Source organism: Pseudoalteromonas sp. P1-9 (assembly GCF_001399975.1).
Classification (GTDB): Bacteria; Pseudomonadota; Gammaproteobacteria; order Enterobacterales; family Alteromonadaceae; genus Pseudoalteromonas.
This window is the reverse complement of the sequence record NZ_LKBD01000012.1, coordinates 45,371-61,410: the sequence shown is the minus strand read 5'-3', so window position 1 is coordinate 61,410 and position 16,040 is coordinate 45,371. Positions and strand designations below refer to the sequence as shown.

13 protein-coding genes are annotated in these 16,040 nt (G+C 40.3%); 5 read left to right on the top strand and 8 right to left on the bottom strand.

What is annotated here, in order from left to right; all coding sequences use genetic code 11:
- Positions 1–87: 87 nt before the first annotated feature.
- Positions 88–1,962, top strand: a complete 1,875-nt coding sequence (locus AN214_RS09755) for an EAL domain-containing protein (RefSeq protein ID WP_054979559.1) — start codon at positions 88–90, stop codon at positions 1,960–1,962.
- On the opposite strand, the gene AN214_RS09750 is transcribed toward AN214_RS09755, so the two are convergent.
- From AN214_RS09750 to AN214_RS09725, 6 genes are all read right to left on the bottom strand, one after another.
- Positions 1,949–2,623, bottom strand: a complete 675-nt coding sequence (locus tag AN214_RS09750) for a tRNA (guanosine(46)-N(7))-methyltransferase TrmB (RefSeq protein ID WP_054979558.1) — start codon at positions 2,621–2,623, stop codon at positions 1,949–1,951. The genes AN214_RS09755 and AN214_RS09750 overlap by 14 nt on opposite strands.
- Positions 2,624–2,627: 4 nt before the next feature.
- Positions 2,628–3,395, bottom strand: a complete 768-nt coding sequence (locus AN214_RS09745; RefSeq protein WP_054979557.1) for an ABC transporter permease — start codon at positions 3,393–3,395, stop codon at positions 2,628–2,630.
- Positions 3,396–3,397: 2 nt separating this feature from the next.
- Positions 3,398–4,318 carry an ABC transporter ATP-binding protein gene (locus AN214_RS09740; RefSeq protein WP_054979556.1) on the bottom strand — a complete coding sequence of 307 codons (921 nt, stop codon included), beginning with the start codon at positions 4,316–4,318 and terminating at the stop codon, positions 3,398–3,400.
- 32 nt (positions 4,319–4,350) lie between these two features.
- The gene (locus AN214_RS09735; RefSeq protein WP_054979555.1) at positions 4,351–4,977 is read right to left on the bottom strand and encodes a flavin prenyltransferase UbiX; all 627 of its coding nucleotides are present in this window, start codon (positions 4,975–4,977) and stop codon (positions 4,351–4,353) included.
- Between the two features lie 7 nt (positions 4,978–4,984).
- Positions 4,985–6,328, bottom strand: a complete 1,344-nt coding sequence (gene mpl / locus AN214_RS09730) for a UDP-N-acetylmuramate:L-alanyl-gamma-D-glutamyl-meso-diaminopimelate ligase (protein WP_054979554.1) — start codon at positions 6,326–6,328, stop codon at positions 4,985–4,987.
- A 118-nt stretch (positions 6,329–6,446) separates the two neighbouring features.
- Positions 6,447–8,849 (bottom strand): zinc-dependent metalloprotease, encoded by a 2,403-nt coding sequence (locus AN214_RS09725; protein WP_054979553.1) that lies wholly within the window; start codon positions 8,847–8,849, stop codon positions 6,447–6,449.
- Positions 8,850–9,005: 156 nt separating this feature from the next.
- On the opposite strand from AN214_RS09725, the gene AN214_RS09720 reads away from it, so the two are divergent.
- Entirely contained in the window at positions 9,006–9,974 is a 969-nt protein-coding gene (locus tag AN214_RS09720; RefSeq protein WP_010561923.1) for a class 1 fructose-bisphosphatase, read from the top strand.
- A gap of 72 nt (positions 9,975–10,046) precedes the next feature.
- Here AN214_RS09720 and AN214_RS09715 read toward each other — a convergent pair whose 3' ends face one another.
- On the bottom strand, positions 10,047–10,262 hold the full coding sequence (locus AN214_RS09715) for a bacterioferritin-associated ferredoxin (protein ID WP_054979552.1): 216 nt from the start codon (positions 10,260–10,262) through the stop codon (positions 10,047–10,049).
- A 128-nt stretch (positions 10,263–10,390) separates the two neighbouring features.
- Positions 10,391–11,065 (bottom strand): DNA repair protein RadC, encoded by a 675-nt coding sequence (radC, locus tag AN214_RS09710; protein ID WP_054979551.1) that lies wholly within the window; start codon positions 11,063–11,065, stop codon positions 10,391–10,393.
- Positions 11,066–11,159: 94 nt separating this feature from the next.
- Between radC and coaBC the strand changes: the two genes are divergently transcribed.
- The 3 genes from coaBC (at position 11,160) to AN214_RS09695 (ending at position 15,940) form a co-directional block, all read left to right on the top strand.
- The gene (gene coaBC / locus AN214_RS09705; protein ID WP_054979550.1) at positions 11,160–12,368 is read left to right on the top strand and encodes a bifunctional phosphopantothenoylcysteine decarboxylase/phosphopantothenate--cysteine ligase CoaBC; all 1,209 of its coding nucleotides are present in this window, start codon (positions 11,160–11,162) and stop codon (positions 12,366–12,368) included.
- A gap of 82 nt (positions 12,369–12,450) precedes the next feature.
- Complete coding sequence (gene slmA / locus AN214_RS09700; protein WP_038637297.1) at positions 12,451–13,038, top strand: nucleoid occlusion factor SlmA; 588 nt, start codon at positions 12,451–12,453, stop codon at positions 13,036–13,038.
- A gap of 121 nt (positions 13,039–13,159) precedes the next feature.
- A complete protein-coding gene (locus AN214_RS09695; protein ID WP_054979549.1) occupies positions 13,160–15,940 on the top strand; it encodes a prolyl oligopeptidase family serine peptidase in 2,781 nt (926 codons plus the stop codon).
- Positions 15,941–16,040 lie beyond the last annotated feature (100 nt).

Here is a 16,040-nt window from a genome sequence, read left to right as displayed (position 1 = left end):
TTTCAAAACAACATAACCCTTTGCTTGCTATACAGTAAAGCAGTATTTTTCAATTGCGGCAAAAATTAGTTTTAGGCAAGGATGCGCATGTATTATTCAAATCAAGGAATTCGTTGGCTTTTTTTGGCGGGCGTACTGTTTTTAGCAAGCCTTGGCGGCTATGTTTATTACGTTTATTCACACACCTACAACGACATTTTAAAAGAGGTTGATGCTAAACTCTTAAACGCAGCACAAAGTGTTAAATTCATTCTCGGTGACGAATACCACGACAATATTACCGGCCCCGACCACATTGATGAAAAAAGCTACCTATTAAAAAGCAAACAACTCTCTGAGTTTGCCAGCAAGCTCGAACTCGAATACGTTTACGCGATGATAAAAGAAGGCGATCAAGTTTACTTCTCTGCATCTAGTTATACTAACGAGGATATTAAAAACAATAAGCTTACTTATTTTTATGATCTTTACCCTGAAGCAACACAATTAAACGTTAAAGCATTTTATTCAACAGAGCCTTTATTCGAGCATTCAGAAGATCAGTGGGGCCATTTCCGCACCATATTTTTACCGTTTCAAACAAAAGATGGGCGCACCTATTTAACTGGCGCCGACATCACCATTAAAGATTTAAATGAACAGCTTGCAGCAAGTGTTAGCCAAGCGGTAATCACCGCAAGTTTCTTTTTCTTTATCGCAACTTTAGTGGGCAGTGCTTATATTTATCTACTAAAACAAAACTTAACTCGCGATCCCGTTACGGGCTATCCAAACCATATTGCACTGGAAAGAAAACTGCAAAGCCATTCACCACTGCACATGCAATTGGCCATAGTATTAATTAGTAATCTTGAAGATATTAACGGTTTTTACGGCTCCCACATTGGTGATGAAGTAATGCAAAAACTGCTAGCACGTTTAAATAAGTTAAAAAGCACAGAATGTCACCTGTATCGCTTATCAAGCAATAAAATAGCATTGCTATCGCCCAACTTAGACAGCAATGCCTGTTTAAAACTCGTCGAAAATCTTAATAAAAATGCGCCTTTATTATATGACCCATTTATCTACGTGACCTTATGTGCCGGTATTGCCACTGGCAATAAAACACTGTTAGTTGAAAATGCACGTATTGCAGTTGAACAAGCTAAACGTAGTCGTGAACTTGTGGTGTTTTACTCCGATGCAATGAACATTATTAAAAATCAATATCAGCACAACTTAAAAATTGCCAAAGATGTGCGAGAAGCATTTAAAAATGGCCAAGTTGAAGCGCACTTTCAGCCAATACTCACTATCGACGGTAACGAAACCTTAATGTACGAAGGCTTAGCACGCATTAAGATTAACGATGCTTTATATGAACCTGATTACTTTTTATCTGTCGTAAATCGCAGTCGCATGGATGGGCAATTAACTCGCATGGTTTTTCTTGATTGCGTTAAGCGCTTTCGCCAAACTAATTTATGCTGGAGCATGAATTTAACTGCGCAAGATATGTTAGACCCAAGCCTGGCGCAGTTTCTTGATGATGAATTAAAGCGCTACCCTACACCGCACCATATTTCATTTGAGCTTATCGAAACCGAAGCGATTGCCAACCTAACGGAAATCAAAGGCTTTGTAGAAATGGTAAGAAGACACGGTGCTAAGGTCTTTATCGATGATTTTGGAACTGGCTATTCTAATATTTCGAATATTCTTAAACTAGAAGTCGATGGCTTGAAAATCGATCGCTCTTTAGTCTCACAAATTACCAAAGACGATGAAGTGTTTTTATTTATTCAACACATTGCCAATTTTGCTAAGGAAGTGAACTTAACCTTGATTGCAGAAGGCGTTGAAAACAAACTCGTTGCAGATAAACTCGCAAAAGCGGGCATTAAATACGTGCAGGGCTTTTACTACGCAAAGCCAGCTCGAGAGCTGGCTCACATATCACAAACTGCTAAAGCGAGTTAAGGTCAATTTTCAGTCGGTGGCTTTGTTGACCACTGGCCCAGTATTTTCGCTCAAATGGCGTAATTGCTGTGTCTGCACTATATGGAGTTACAGACACATCCACGCCAGCTAAACCAAGGGCAAACGCAAACTCATCTACATACGTTTGCCAATTACTTCTTAGCTCAAGTTGACCACCAATTTTCACAATATAAGGAAATACCGGTGCACCATGCCAACGGCGCCCTAAATGTTTAGCTTTAGGCCACGGATTTGGATACAACAAGTAGTGATGTGTCACTTGCCATTGATGCTCAACCACTAAGCGCCAAAAGTCATTTAAATCTGCACGTACTAATAAGTACTGACCGTTTTCAGTTTGCTTGTATTCAACATCATGTTTTTCAATACGATGTGCCGACTTATCAATACCTATAACTAATGCATCTGGGTGCTTGCGCGCTAAATTAGCTGTACTTTCACCTACACCGCAGCATGAATCGAGAATAATCGGCCCAGCAAATTGCTGTACCTTCTTATTTACCTCATCAAAAGCCGTTTGCGTATGCGCTGCAATCGGCTTTTTAAACTCAGAACTTAGGTGCTTACGTACCACTTCTTCTAACTTTTCATTTAGTCCTTGTTGATTCGAACTAATACTTCTTGAATTTGCGTCAGACATAATTTTAGTGGCGAATGCCAACCCCTTTATCAATTAAACGGTATGCAACAGCAAATAACGCACTGATAAACCCAATAATTACTGCAAATGCCGTTGTGATATCTACATCAGATACCCCTAAAAAGCCGTACCTAAATGCATTAACCATATAAATAATTGGATTAAATTGTGACACTCCTTGCCAAAAATCAGGTAACAAGGTGATTGAATAAAACACGCCACCTAAATAGGTTAGCGGCGTTAAAACAAAGGTGGGAATAATGCTGATATCGTCAAAGCTATTAGCGTATACCGCATTAATTAAACCACCAAGCGCAAACACGGCCGCGGTCAGTAATACAGTGGCAAAAATAACAGCAACGTTATGAATTTGAATATCAACAAAAAACAGCGACAAAATAGTTACGATAATGCCAACACATAGGCCGCGCGCCATACCGCCGCCCATATAGCCTAGTACAATAATGTAAGTGGGCACTGGTGAAACTAGCAGCTCCTCAATGCTTTTTTGAAATTTCGTTGAATAGAAGCTCGATGCCACATTGGAATAAGAGTTGGTAATCACCGACATCATAATCAGACCCGGTACAATAAACTCCATATAGTTAAAGCCACCCATATCACCAATACGTGAGCCAATTAGGTTGCCAAAAATAACAAAATACAACGACATGGTAATGGCTGGTGGCACTAAGGTTTGTACCCAAATCCGGGTAAAACGAATACACTCTTTTATCCAAATGGTTTTTAACGCAGTAAATTGACTACTCATAATTATTGCTCGCGCCCCTTTTCAACAATCGCAACAAACAGCTCTTCTAATCGATTCGCTTTATTACGCATACTTAGCACCGTGTTGCCTGACGCACTTAACGCATCGAATACACCATTTAACCCTTGTGATTTCTCCACATCGACTTCGATGGTATGGTCGTCAATTTCACGAGTTGTGTAACCATCGAGTGAAAATGCCGATGTTGGTTGCTTTAAATCAAGAATAAAGGTTTCTTTATCAAGCTTTGCCAATAACGACTTCATATTGGTGTCTTCAATAATTTGGCCTTTATCGATAATCGCAATGTTTTTACACAACATTTCCGCTTCTTCAAGGTAATGAGTAGTGAGAATAATGGTAACGCCTTGCTGATTTATCTCTTTTAAAAATTCCCACATCGAACGGCGCAGTTCAATATCAACACCTGCCGTGGGTTCATCTAAAATCAGCAGCTGTGGTTTATGCATTAACGCACGTGCAATCATTAAACGGCGCTTCATACCACCTGATAAGGTACGCGCTTGCTTATCTTTTTTATCTGCAAGGCCAAGTTGTGCAAGCAATTCATCAGCACGCTTATGTGCTTCTGCGCGTGGCACGCCATAGTAACCGGCTTGGTTCACTAAAATTTGGTTAAGTGTTTCAAACTGACTAAAGTTAAATTCCTGTGGTACTAACCCTAAATTAGTTTTAGCCTTGCCAAGGTCAGTATCAATATCATGACCAAATACTTTTACCGTGCCTTTAGTTTTATTAACAAGTGAAGAAATCACGCCAATTGTGGTTGATTTGCCAGCACCATTTGCACCTAACAGTGCAAAAAAGTCGCCTTTTTCAACCGTTAAATCAATTCCTTTAACAGCTTGAACACCGTTACTGTAGGTTTTTTCTAAACCAACAATTTCGAGAGCTTTTGTCATTGTGTTTTGCGTTCCAATTTTGGATGGGTTAATTAGCAGCCGTAGCCCCAACGTTTAGCTAACGTATGCTCAATAGATAAATGATCTAAAATGCGCGCCACCATAAAGTTAACCAAGTCTTCAATTGAACTTGGGTTATGATAAAACCCAGGTGCTGCAGGCATAATAGTTACACCGAGTTGCGCCAACTTATGCATATTTTCAAGGTGAATAGCACTAAGCGGTGTTTCACGCACCACCAGCATTAATTGGCCTTTTTCTTTGATCACCACGTCCGCGGCACGCTCTAATAAGTTGTCAGATGCGCCATGACTAATCGCCGACACCGTACCTGCGCTGCATGGGCAGACAATCATCTTTTTAGGTGCAGCACTACCGGATGCTACAGGGCTAAACCAGTTATCTTTACCAAAGGCTTTAAGTTGATTTGGCTTAGCATTGAATAAATTAGATAGTTGCTCAGTTGCCTTTTCTTCATTGCCCGATAATTTCACATCTGATTCCGTATCAAGCACCACACGGGCAGCACTTGATACCAAAACAAATACTTGGTGATTTAACGAAATGAGCGTTTCAATTAGTTTTAAGCCATATGGCATGCCTGAAGCACCGCTAAGTGCAACGGTTATGGTTTCATTAAATTCATGGTTTTGCGTCATAAAAAGCCTATTTGTTGGCGAGCGCATCTAAAATACGATTATGAATATTTTCAAAGCCACCGTTACTCATTACCAATATATGGTCGCCGACAGTTGCTTTTTCAAGTAGCGTTTTAATGATCTCATCTGTGCTGTTAAAACATAGAGCACCAGCGTTATTGGCAGCCTCTTTGAGTGACCAGCTTAGGTTCTCTGGCTCAAATAAAATCACATCGTCGGCATTTTCAAGCGACGCTAATAATGTATTTTGGTGCACGCCCATTTTCATTGTATTGGAACGTGGTTCTAATACGGCAAAAATACGCGCTTGGCCCACTTTTGCTCTGAGACCTGCCAAAGTCGTTTTAATAGCAGTTGGGTGATGAGCGAAATCATCGTAGAGCTTAATGCCCGCAACCTCGCCTTTTAATTCCATACGGCGCTTTGGCGAAATAAACTCAGCCAGGGCCGCAATTGATGTTTCAACAGGAATACCTACATGACGTGCTGCTGCAATCGTCATTAAAGCGTTTTTAACATTATGTTCGCCAATTGCTTGCCAACTCACACGGCCAACGATATCGCCACCAAGCAGTACATCAAACTCACTGCCATCTGCGTTTATAAGTTGATAATCCCAGTCATTGCCAAGTTGTTCTTGCTCACTCCAACAACCTTTATCTATCACTTGCTGAATATTCGTATCATCACTTGGCCAAATTACTTTACCTTGCCCAGGTACAATGCGTAATAAGTGGTGGAACTGCTTTTGAATTGCCGCTAAATTTTCAAAAATATCAGCGTGGTCAAATTCAAGGTTATTCAAAATTAAGGTGCGCGGCAGATAGTGCACAAACTTGCTGCGCTTATCAAAAAACGCGGTGTCGTATTCGTCAGCTTCAATGACAAAAAACGGTGTTTTACCTATGCGCGCCGACAGGCCAAAGTTTTGTACTACACCACCAATTAAAAAACTTGGATCAAGACCTGCGTATTCTAATACCCATGCAAGCATACTTGCAGTGGTAGTTTTACCATGGGTGCCCGACACCGCTAGTACCCACGCATCTTGCAGTACATTTTGCTTTAACCACTCAGGGCCCGAAGTATATGGAATACGATTTTCAAGCACATATTCAACGCATGGATTACCACGGCTCATAGCATTGCCAATCACCACAATATCTGGTTGTGGTTTTAACTGAGCAACATCGTAACCTTGAATTAGCTCAATGCCTAAAGACTCAAGTTGAGTACTCATTGGTGGGTAAACGTTTTGATCTGAGCCTGTAACTTTATGGCCCAAGGATTTTGCAATGGCTGCGATGCCCCCCATAAAGGTGCCGCAAATACCTAAAATATGAATATGCATTGTTGTTGATTCTTGTCGTATAAATTCGATATGAGCTTTAAATAGATTAACAGTTCAATAAAAAAGCCCATTAGATTTCGCTAATGGGCTTAGTATGCCATAACTTACTATTTAGGTGTTAAATAGGTGAGCCCGGCGGCATCGGCAATGGCTTAAAGTGACCTTGCCACTTACCCTCTTCTAACGATTTAAATAAGATATTCGCAAGATATTTCTTAAAGTTATCATTAGAACGGGCAAATTTACGGGCTATAAATTCAATTTGCCCTGCTAGTTCAGCCTGTACTTCAGGGTCAGTTTTATCACTTAATGCAGTTTTTACTAAATGATATGCCGTTACCATTTGAATGCGCAGTGCAACTTGATGCAACATGCCTTGCTTTTGGTTACTGAAAAACACTTGCTCACTAAGTTGAAATAACACATTGCGCGCGCTCAACTGTTTACTATCTCGCATCGATTGGAAATGTAAACGATTTAGACGCTGTGAATTTAACAGTAAAGACAGTGAATGATTTGCTGAAACTTCCGGTAATGCTAATGGGTCAAGTGTTAAACCGGTGCGGCCAATTAAGCTTTCGCGGGTTTTGTATTCTCCATACGCTTTTGGTGTAATCACATTGAGTACGTGCTCAGGCACCACTAACTGGTCCGCTTCAAGCGTTGTTAATAGGGCACTTAGTGCTTCTTTTTGTTTAGCAACATCAACAAGCTTGTTACCATTAAAAGTATCACCACTTCGTAATTCGTAGTCGTAATCAACACCCGCAATCAATTTAACTGCTGCTTCTGTTTGATAACGATGGAATAAATAAAGTGGAATAAACACCTCTTCTAGCTGCGATAGCGCCGTGCCATTTTTAATATTATGAATGCCAAACTTCGATATCGCTTTTTCGCGAATAGAAAGCACTCGTTGTAGTTCAACGCTTGGGTTTTCACCGTTATCCCATAAATGTGCTGTTGGATGGGCACCACCTTTCGCGCGTGCATCGCTATCGGAAATAAACTCAAGGCCCAATGATTTATTTTCCGCTAAGATTTTTGCAAGCTCTTTTGCTTCGCTCAAAATTGGAAAATCTGAGTAGCCATATTTTACAACTTGAATATCCCACACACCTAAGCCTTTGCCATAGCCGTTTTCAGTATTAAAGCTGCCATCATCATTAAAGCTCACTAACGGATGCGGATAATCCATCACCGATGCGCGGTCTTTTACTGATGCAGAGAAGTTATGCGCAATACCTAAAGTATGACCTACTTCATGGGCACTCAACTGGCGAATACGGTCAAGCGCCATCGCATGTAATTTTTCTACTGTTTCATCGCCTTTTAAATAAGGTGCAGCAAGCGCTTCTGCAATCAAAATATCTTGGCGTACACGGAGTGAACCAAGAGTTACATGACCTTTAATAATTTCACCTGTGCGTGGGTCGATAACACTTGAACCATATGACCAACCACGGGTTGCACGATGCACCCATTGGATTACGTTATAACGAATATCCATCGGATCTGCATTTTCAGGTAGCATTTTTACTTGGTATGCATTTTTATAACCTGCCGCTTCAAAGGCTGCTTGCCACCATTTTGCACCATCTAGTAAAGCTGTTTTTACCGGATCGGGCACACCAGGATCGAGGTAGTAAACAATCGGTTTAACGGCTTCTGAAATTTCAGCCGTAGGGTCTTTTTTCGCTAAACGATGTTTTGGAATATAACGCACATACATAGACTCTGATAAGGGCGCTGCATAGTCTTTGTATTCTTCGCTCCAAAAACCCGATTGCGGGTGGAATTTACGTGGTTTAAAGCCATCGTCCGGTAGCTCTATAAACGAGTGGTGTAAGTGGACTGAAATTGAATACGGATCGGGTGCAACCTGTTTTACATATTTACCCGGCTTTGTGCCATTAAAGCTAACAATCGCTTCTAACTCGGTATTTTTAGCAAACGACTTTGAACGCGGCATATAAACAGCACTTTTACTTTTATCTAAGCTAAAGTTACCTTGATTTCGACCCGCTAAAGTTCTTGAAACGCCATGTACATCGGATAATAAATACGGTGTGTAATCAATTAAAGCGCGCTCATTGCTCGCAGCTTTAATTTCAAAACCGTGCAATACGCTTGAAGCAAATGCTTCACGAATACTTTGCAGCTCAGCTTTGTTAGTACTGTTTGCACGGTAGTAAGTATTATTTTGTTTTAATAAAAGTTTGTTACCATGCTTTTCGAACTGCACAATTTTAGTATCGCCCAGCTGACCGCGATCAAGACCAATATCATTTGACCCCAGGCCGTAAGGCATGCTTAATTGCAGCAGAAATTCATGGTTTAATTTATTTACTTCTAAGTAAACCTTGCCCGAAGCATTATCGTAATAAAAGGTAAAATAACCCGGATATCGATTCATTTCGCGAGTAAATGATTCAATGGGTTTCAGGGTTGCCTGCGCTTTTGGTATACTTAACAGTAACAAAGCACAGATCAGCAGAAATGGTTGTACTAATCTTTGCATCTTTCTTTGTTATTTCATTATCAATGGTGCATGGTGCTTAAATCATACACAAGCTAATGCACAATTGTATACAAATTTAACTGAGCGCTGCCGAAAGGTTGCCTGTTGCCACCCTCTCACTTTATGTGGCAATAAGCTATTAGTCAGGAATATAAAATGCGTAGACTTCCACCAGTATTGATCGAAGACGGCTGTCCTCGTGATCTTTTATCATTGATCAGAACGATTCTTGCTGCTTGTAAAGAAATTTCATTCCGCGTAAGCCAAGGTGAATTATCAGGTGTTTTAGGTTCAACCTTAGACGAAAACATTCAAGGTGAAACACAAAAGAAGCTTGATGTTTTATCGAACCAATTACTTAAAGATATTCTACTTGAATCTGGCTATGTAAAAGCCATTGCATCTGAAGAAGAAGATTATACTGTTGCTGGCAACCCAGATGCTGAGTATATAGTTGCATTTGACCCACTTGATGGTTCTTCAAATACCGATATTAACTCGTTAGTTGGCACTATCTTCTCAATTATGAAAGCGCCAAAAGACAAAGCTGCTGATGATCAAAGCATTTTCATGCAAGCGGGCAAGCACCAAGTGGCTGCAGGTTATGTACTCTACGGCCCTTCAACTATGTTGGCGCTCACCATTGGTAAAGGTACGCGTTTATTCACATTAGATAGAACGCACGGCAGTTTCTTACTTACTGAAGATAAAGTAGCTATTCCTGAAGATACTAAAGAATTCGCAATTAATGCATCAAATCAACGCCATTGGCTAACACCAATGCAAAACTATATTGCTGATTGCCTTGCAGGCGAAGAAGGCCCACGCAAGAAAAACTTCAATATGCGTTGGATTGCCTGCATGGTAGGTGATGTGCATCGTTTATTATGTCGCGGCGGTTTATTTACTTACCCTGAAGACACGAAAAATCCAGAAAAGCCATTCAAGCTGCGCTTACTTTATGAGGCAAACCCAATGGCAATGCTAGTAGAGCAAGCAGGCGGTGTTGCGTATGCTGGCCTTGATCGTATTTTAGATATTGAACCGCAAGAAATTCACCAGCGCGTTGCTGTTACTATGGGTTCAAAAAATGAAGTGGAGATTTGCTTGGATTATCACAAGTAAGCACTCTTTATTTTGAGTAATAAAAACCGCGATTTACGCGGTTTTTTTAATTTAGAAATCTCATATTTTGAATCAAGCTACTTTTTGGCAGCTGGTGTAATCAACACTTACTTTAATAGCTAATTCTTGCTGTGATTGTGTGATGACATCTTTTGCATGACATACACATTTACCACATTGACTACCTACACCTAAACAGCCACGCACATCACGGATAGAATCCATACCATCGGTTACGGCCTGTTTAATCTGTTTTTCAGTAACTGCATGACAAATACAAACGTACATAATAAGTGAGTGCTTTCAAAGTTAATTACACCACAAATTTTAATGCTATTGAGAATAATTTTCAATAATATTAATAACTGTAAAAACAGCTATTTACAAAAAAGCATTAATAACTCTCTTTTTTCCCTTCAAATTTGCCCATGCTCGGCAAACGAATGAGTATTACCGGCAGCAATTATAATGTGATCTAAAATACTCACATCAATCAAACCAAGCGCATCTGAAAGTCGCTTTGTAATTAATTTATCCGCCTCGGAGGGCTCAGCAATACCACTTGGGTGGTTATGTGCCAAAATCACATTTGCCGCATTGTATTTAAGCACTGTGGTAACGACCTCTCTTGGGTAGACAGAAGCTGCATTAATAGTACCTTGAAACAGATTAACCGATTTAATAAGCCGGTTTTGGCTATCAAGCAGCAGCAAGTAAAAAAATTCTTTGTGCTCTTTTTGTAATTCGCATTTTAAATAGTTAATTACCGAATAAGGCGAATCAAATACAGCTTCTCGCTGAAGTTGCTCAGCAAAAAAACGCTTACTTAATTCAAGCACAGCTTGCAACTGTACATATTTTGCGGGCCCCAGCCCTAATTGTTGGCAGAATGAATCACATTCCAATGAAAAGAGCTGACCAAGTGAGCCTTGTTGTTTAAGTAACATATCGGCTAACTCAATGGCGTTCAGCCCTTTAATGCCAGTACGTAAGAAAATCGCCAGCAGCTCGGCGTCGGTTAAACTAGTAGCGCCTTTACTTAATAACTTTTCTCTTGGTCTTGCCTCAATGGGCATTTGATTTATTTGCATTTAACGGTCCATGTTAACGTTTGAAATCATTTTATTAGTATAGCCAGCCTCGCCAAAAATTATGGAAAATGGTATGGTTTAGCTAATTTAAAACATGTCATTAAATATTATGTCGAAGAAAATTGTATTGGGAATTACGGGCGGTATTGCTGCTTATAAATGTGCCGAATTAACAAGACGTTTAACCGAAAACGGTGCACAAGTTAAGGTAGTAATGACTGACTCTGCACAACAGTTTATTACCCCACTCACCATGCAAGCAGTATCCGGCAACCCAGTTTCGACATCTTTACTTGACCCTGCAGCAGAAGCGGCGATGGGTCACATTGAATTTGCTAAATGGGCTGACCTTATTTTAATTGCACCAGCCAGTGCTAACACCATCGCCAAAATGGCGCATGGTATGGCCGACGATCTTTTAACCACCTTAGTACTGGCAACACCAGCTAAAGTCGCGATTGCACCGGCAATGAATCAGCAAATGTACGCACATCCTGCAACACAACAAAACCTACAAAAACTTAGTGAATATGGTGTCTCTATTTGGGGACCTGCCAGCGGCGAACAAGCTTGTGGCGATGTAGGTAAAGGCCGAATGCTTGAGCCAAATGACCTAGTTGAATTGTGTTTAATGCGTGAAGATACACTACTGCTTGCAGGTAAAACGGTGACTATCACAGCCGGCCCTACCCGTGAAGCGCTTGATCCTGTGCGTTTTATCTCAAATCACAGTTCAGGAAAAATGGGCTTTTCACTGGCGCGTGCAGCAAAAGCGATGGGGGCCAAGGTAAACCTAATTAGTGGTCCTGTTAATTTAACCACACCAAGTGAAGTTAATCGTTTTGATGTTGGAAGTGCACAACAGATGCATGATGCTGCCATGGAGTTAGCTGTTAATTCAGATGTATTTATAGGCTGTGCTGCAGTTGCCGATTACAAGGCAACGACAACTGCAAATAATAAAATTAAAAAACAGGCCGATACCATGACTATTGAGCTCAGCAAAAACCCTGACATTATCGCGTCAGTTGCAGCGCTTGAAGAAAACCGCCCGTTTACAGTCGGTTTTGCCGCCGAAACAAATGATGTTGCTAACTACGCTAAAGGCAAACTAAAAAATAAAAATCTCGACATGATTTGTGCCAACGATGTGTCTGATTCTAGCATTGGTTTTAATAGTGAAAACAACGCGATGACACTCTTTTGGCCGGAGGGCGAACGCCATTTATCGCTGCAATCAAAACAGCAAATTAGCCATTTAATATTAAAAGAAATCGCATCAAAACTGGCGGCAAAAAAGTAAAAAAGCTGGCATCTAAAATCAGAAGTAATTAAGATAAACGGCTCTTGAGGTTGATAATAATGATAAGAAGTAAGGGATAAAAATGCCTGCCACAAAACGTAGTAATCGCAAGGAAGAAATTTTACAAGCACTTGCGCAAATGCTTGAAACCAGTCCGGGACAACGCATCACCACGGCAAAACTAGCATCTGAGGTAGGTGTTTCTGAAGCGGCGCTATACCGCCACTTCCCAAGCAAAGCACGTATGTTTGAAGGATTAATCGAATTCATTGAAAACGCGCTGCTTTCAAATATCAATATTATCTTAGAAAAAGAAAAAGACACCCATAGCCGTATTCACAATATTTTATTGCTACTTCTCAGTTTTGCTGAAAAAAACCCTGGTATTACACGTATTCTTACTGGTGATGCACTGCAAGGTGAGCAAGAACGGTTACGCGAGCGTATTCAAGGCTTATTTGAAAAGCTAGAAACACAACTTAAACAAGTGTTACGCGAACGCAAATTACGCGAAGGTAAAACGTTTACCCTTGCAGAAGAGCAACTTGCTAACCTTTTGCTTGCTTACGTTGAAGGTAAAATGAACCAATTTGTGCGTTCTGATTTTAAAGCAAAACCAACCGCGCAATTTGACGCGCAGTGGTCACTTTTCACCTTAGCTTGGCACTAATACCCTCGCGTTGAAGTAAACGTTTTACTTCAACGCACTATTTTGCGACTTATCGCATTCCCTTTCTTCTTTTTGGTTTCTGTTTACACTAGAGCTAACAATTAGCACTAGGTAATCATTAATGAAACTCGCGTTTACACTTTCAAGCTTAGCGTTAGCAACCAGTTTTGCATTAAACGCCAGCGAACCTCTTCAATTTAAAGACGTATTTGATTTTAAATACGCAAAATCAACCCAACTTTCAGAGCAAGGGAATTTACTCGCGTTTAGCGCAAGCCCTTATCGTGGTAACAGCGAAGGACAGGTTTATACGCTTAACAACAAGGCACTGCTCGCAACCGTCGAACGCGGCACATCTCCAGTGATTAATAAAAATGAGAAATGGGTCGCATTTACTGTTAAACCAGACTTACTTGCCAGTGAAAGTGCATCAAAAGATAAAAAGAAAAAGCTCAAAAATGATTTATCGTTAGTAAATAGCGAAACAGGCAAGGTTATCACCTTTGAACGTGTTGAAGATTTCGTTATTTCAAATGATGGTAACTGGCTGGCTTATCGCACCGAAGTTAAGAAAAAAGATGAAGCCAAAAACGATAAAAAAGAAGATAAAAATTCAAAAAGCAAAGACGATAAAGACGCGAAATTAAAAGCGGATAAAAAAGATAAAGTTTACACTCTTAACATTGTGAACTTAACAAACGATAAAACGCATTCAATTGAAAACGTGCTTACTTACGCCATTGCACCAAGTAGCACGCAACTTGTTGTGAGCCAAGTAAGCAAAGAAGGCGATAAAAACGCCATTAGCCAAATCGCTCTGCCAAATTTTGAAATGAGCAGCTTATTTACTGAGCCTGGCGTTGTAGCTAACAAACTCGCATGGCATCCAACCAATGATGTTCTAGCGCTTTCGGTAGGTAATTACGTTAATGATGATAAGCGTCGTCGTGAACATTCACTTTACTTATGGCACAGTGAAAACAACCAGTTAAAACAAATCGAAACGCCTATCGAGAATTGGTTTATCGGTAAAACGGCTAAATTAAAATGGTCTGAAACTGGCGAGCGCCTTTATTTTGAGACGCGCCCAATGCTTTCGGCCAAAATTGAAAAGAAAAAATACAAAGCGCAAAACGACCTTTATGATTACGATGTAATTCGTGACCAAAAAGGTTTAAAAGTATGGCACCACAAAGATGCCGAAATAAAGCCGCGTGAAATTAAGCAATGGAATGAAAAGAATAAAAATCGCCATTACCAAGCGGTATTTCATTTAAACAGCGATAAAGCCGTACAGCTCGAAACTGAGATTGTAAGGGATGTAAGCCTGCATACAGAAAAGCAATTTTTACTTGGATACAGTAATAAACCGCATCTTCACAAAATTATGTATGACGGTTTCTTTGCGGATTACTATGCAGTAGATACTAAAACCGGCAACAGCGTTAAAATTAACGAAAATACCCGCGCACGTCCGACGCTTTCACCTAATGGTCAATTTGCTGCTTACTTCGATAAAGGCCAAGTTCAGCTTAAATCACTCAAAGACGCCAAGCTTAATGCGATAACCAAAGGCATTCGTGCAACGTTTGGTGACGACCAACATGATTATCCAAGTGAACAACCTGGCTATGGTTTTGCAGGCTGGAGCAGCGATAACAGTACCCTTTATGTCTATGACAAATATGACATTTGGGCATTTGATGTAAACACGCAGCAAGGCGCGCGTTTAACTCATGGTTATAAAAGCGAAACACGTTATCGCGTTAAAAACTTAGATAAAAACAAACTATCTTTTGATTTAAACGATACGTTATTGCTTTCAAGCTTTAACCTAAATAACAAACAAACAGGGGTCGCTAAACTTAATTTAGCCAACAACCAGCTTGAGCAACTTTTAGCTGGTGAAGCGCGTTTTGACCTAGTAAAGAAAGCTAAAAATGCTGATACACTAATTTATACACGGCAGAGCTACCATGAATTTCCTGATTTTTGGTTAAGTGACACATCGCTTTCTTCATCAACAAAATTAACTAACCTGAACCCACAAAAAGATAATTTTGCATGGGCAAGTAAACCAGAACTTGTAAAGTACAAAGGCTACAACGGTGAAGATTTACAAGGCGTGTTAATCAAACCTGCTGGCTATAAAAAAGGCGATAAAGTGCCTGTGGTAATTTATTTCTACCGCTATATGAGCCAACGCATGTATGACTTCCCGAAAATGGAGTTAAACCACAGACCGAACTTCCCAATGTTTACTTCAAACGGGTACGCTATTTTCTTACCGGATATCCGTTTTGAGATTGGGCACCCAGGTAAATCATCAACTCAGACCATGATTAACGCAGCACAAAAACTGATTGATATCGGTGTAGCTGACAAAGACAAAATTGGTTTACAAGGTCACTCATGGGCCGGTTATCAAAGCGCCTTTATGGTAACGCAAACAGATATGTTTAAAGCGGTTGTATCGGGTGCACCAGTATCAAACATGACCAGTGCATACAGCGGCATTCGTTTAAAATCGGGTCTTGCACGTCAATTCCAGTACGAAACAGGACAAAGCCGCATTGGCAAAGACTTGTTTGAAGGCTTAGATCTCTATATTGAAAACTCACCGGTATTCTTCGCCGATAAAGTTAATACACCTATTATGATTATGTTTGGTGACAAAGATGGCGCAGTGCCTTGGCAGGAAGGTATTCAATACTACCTTGCGCTTCGTCGTGCAGGTAAAGATGTAATTTTCTTACAATACGAAGGTGAACCACACCACCTGAAGAAGTTTCCCAACCAAGTGGATTTCTCGATTCGTATGATGGAATACTTTGATCACCACCTTAAAGGAAAGCCTGCACCAAGATGGATGCAAAATGGCGTGCCATTTGAGAAAGAGTAATCACAACCAACTGATGCTAAAAACTAATACCAATTCTGTTAAGTATGTGATCAGGGATAGTGCTGGATAAATGAAATGGTAACAAGGCGGAATTTTTTTA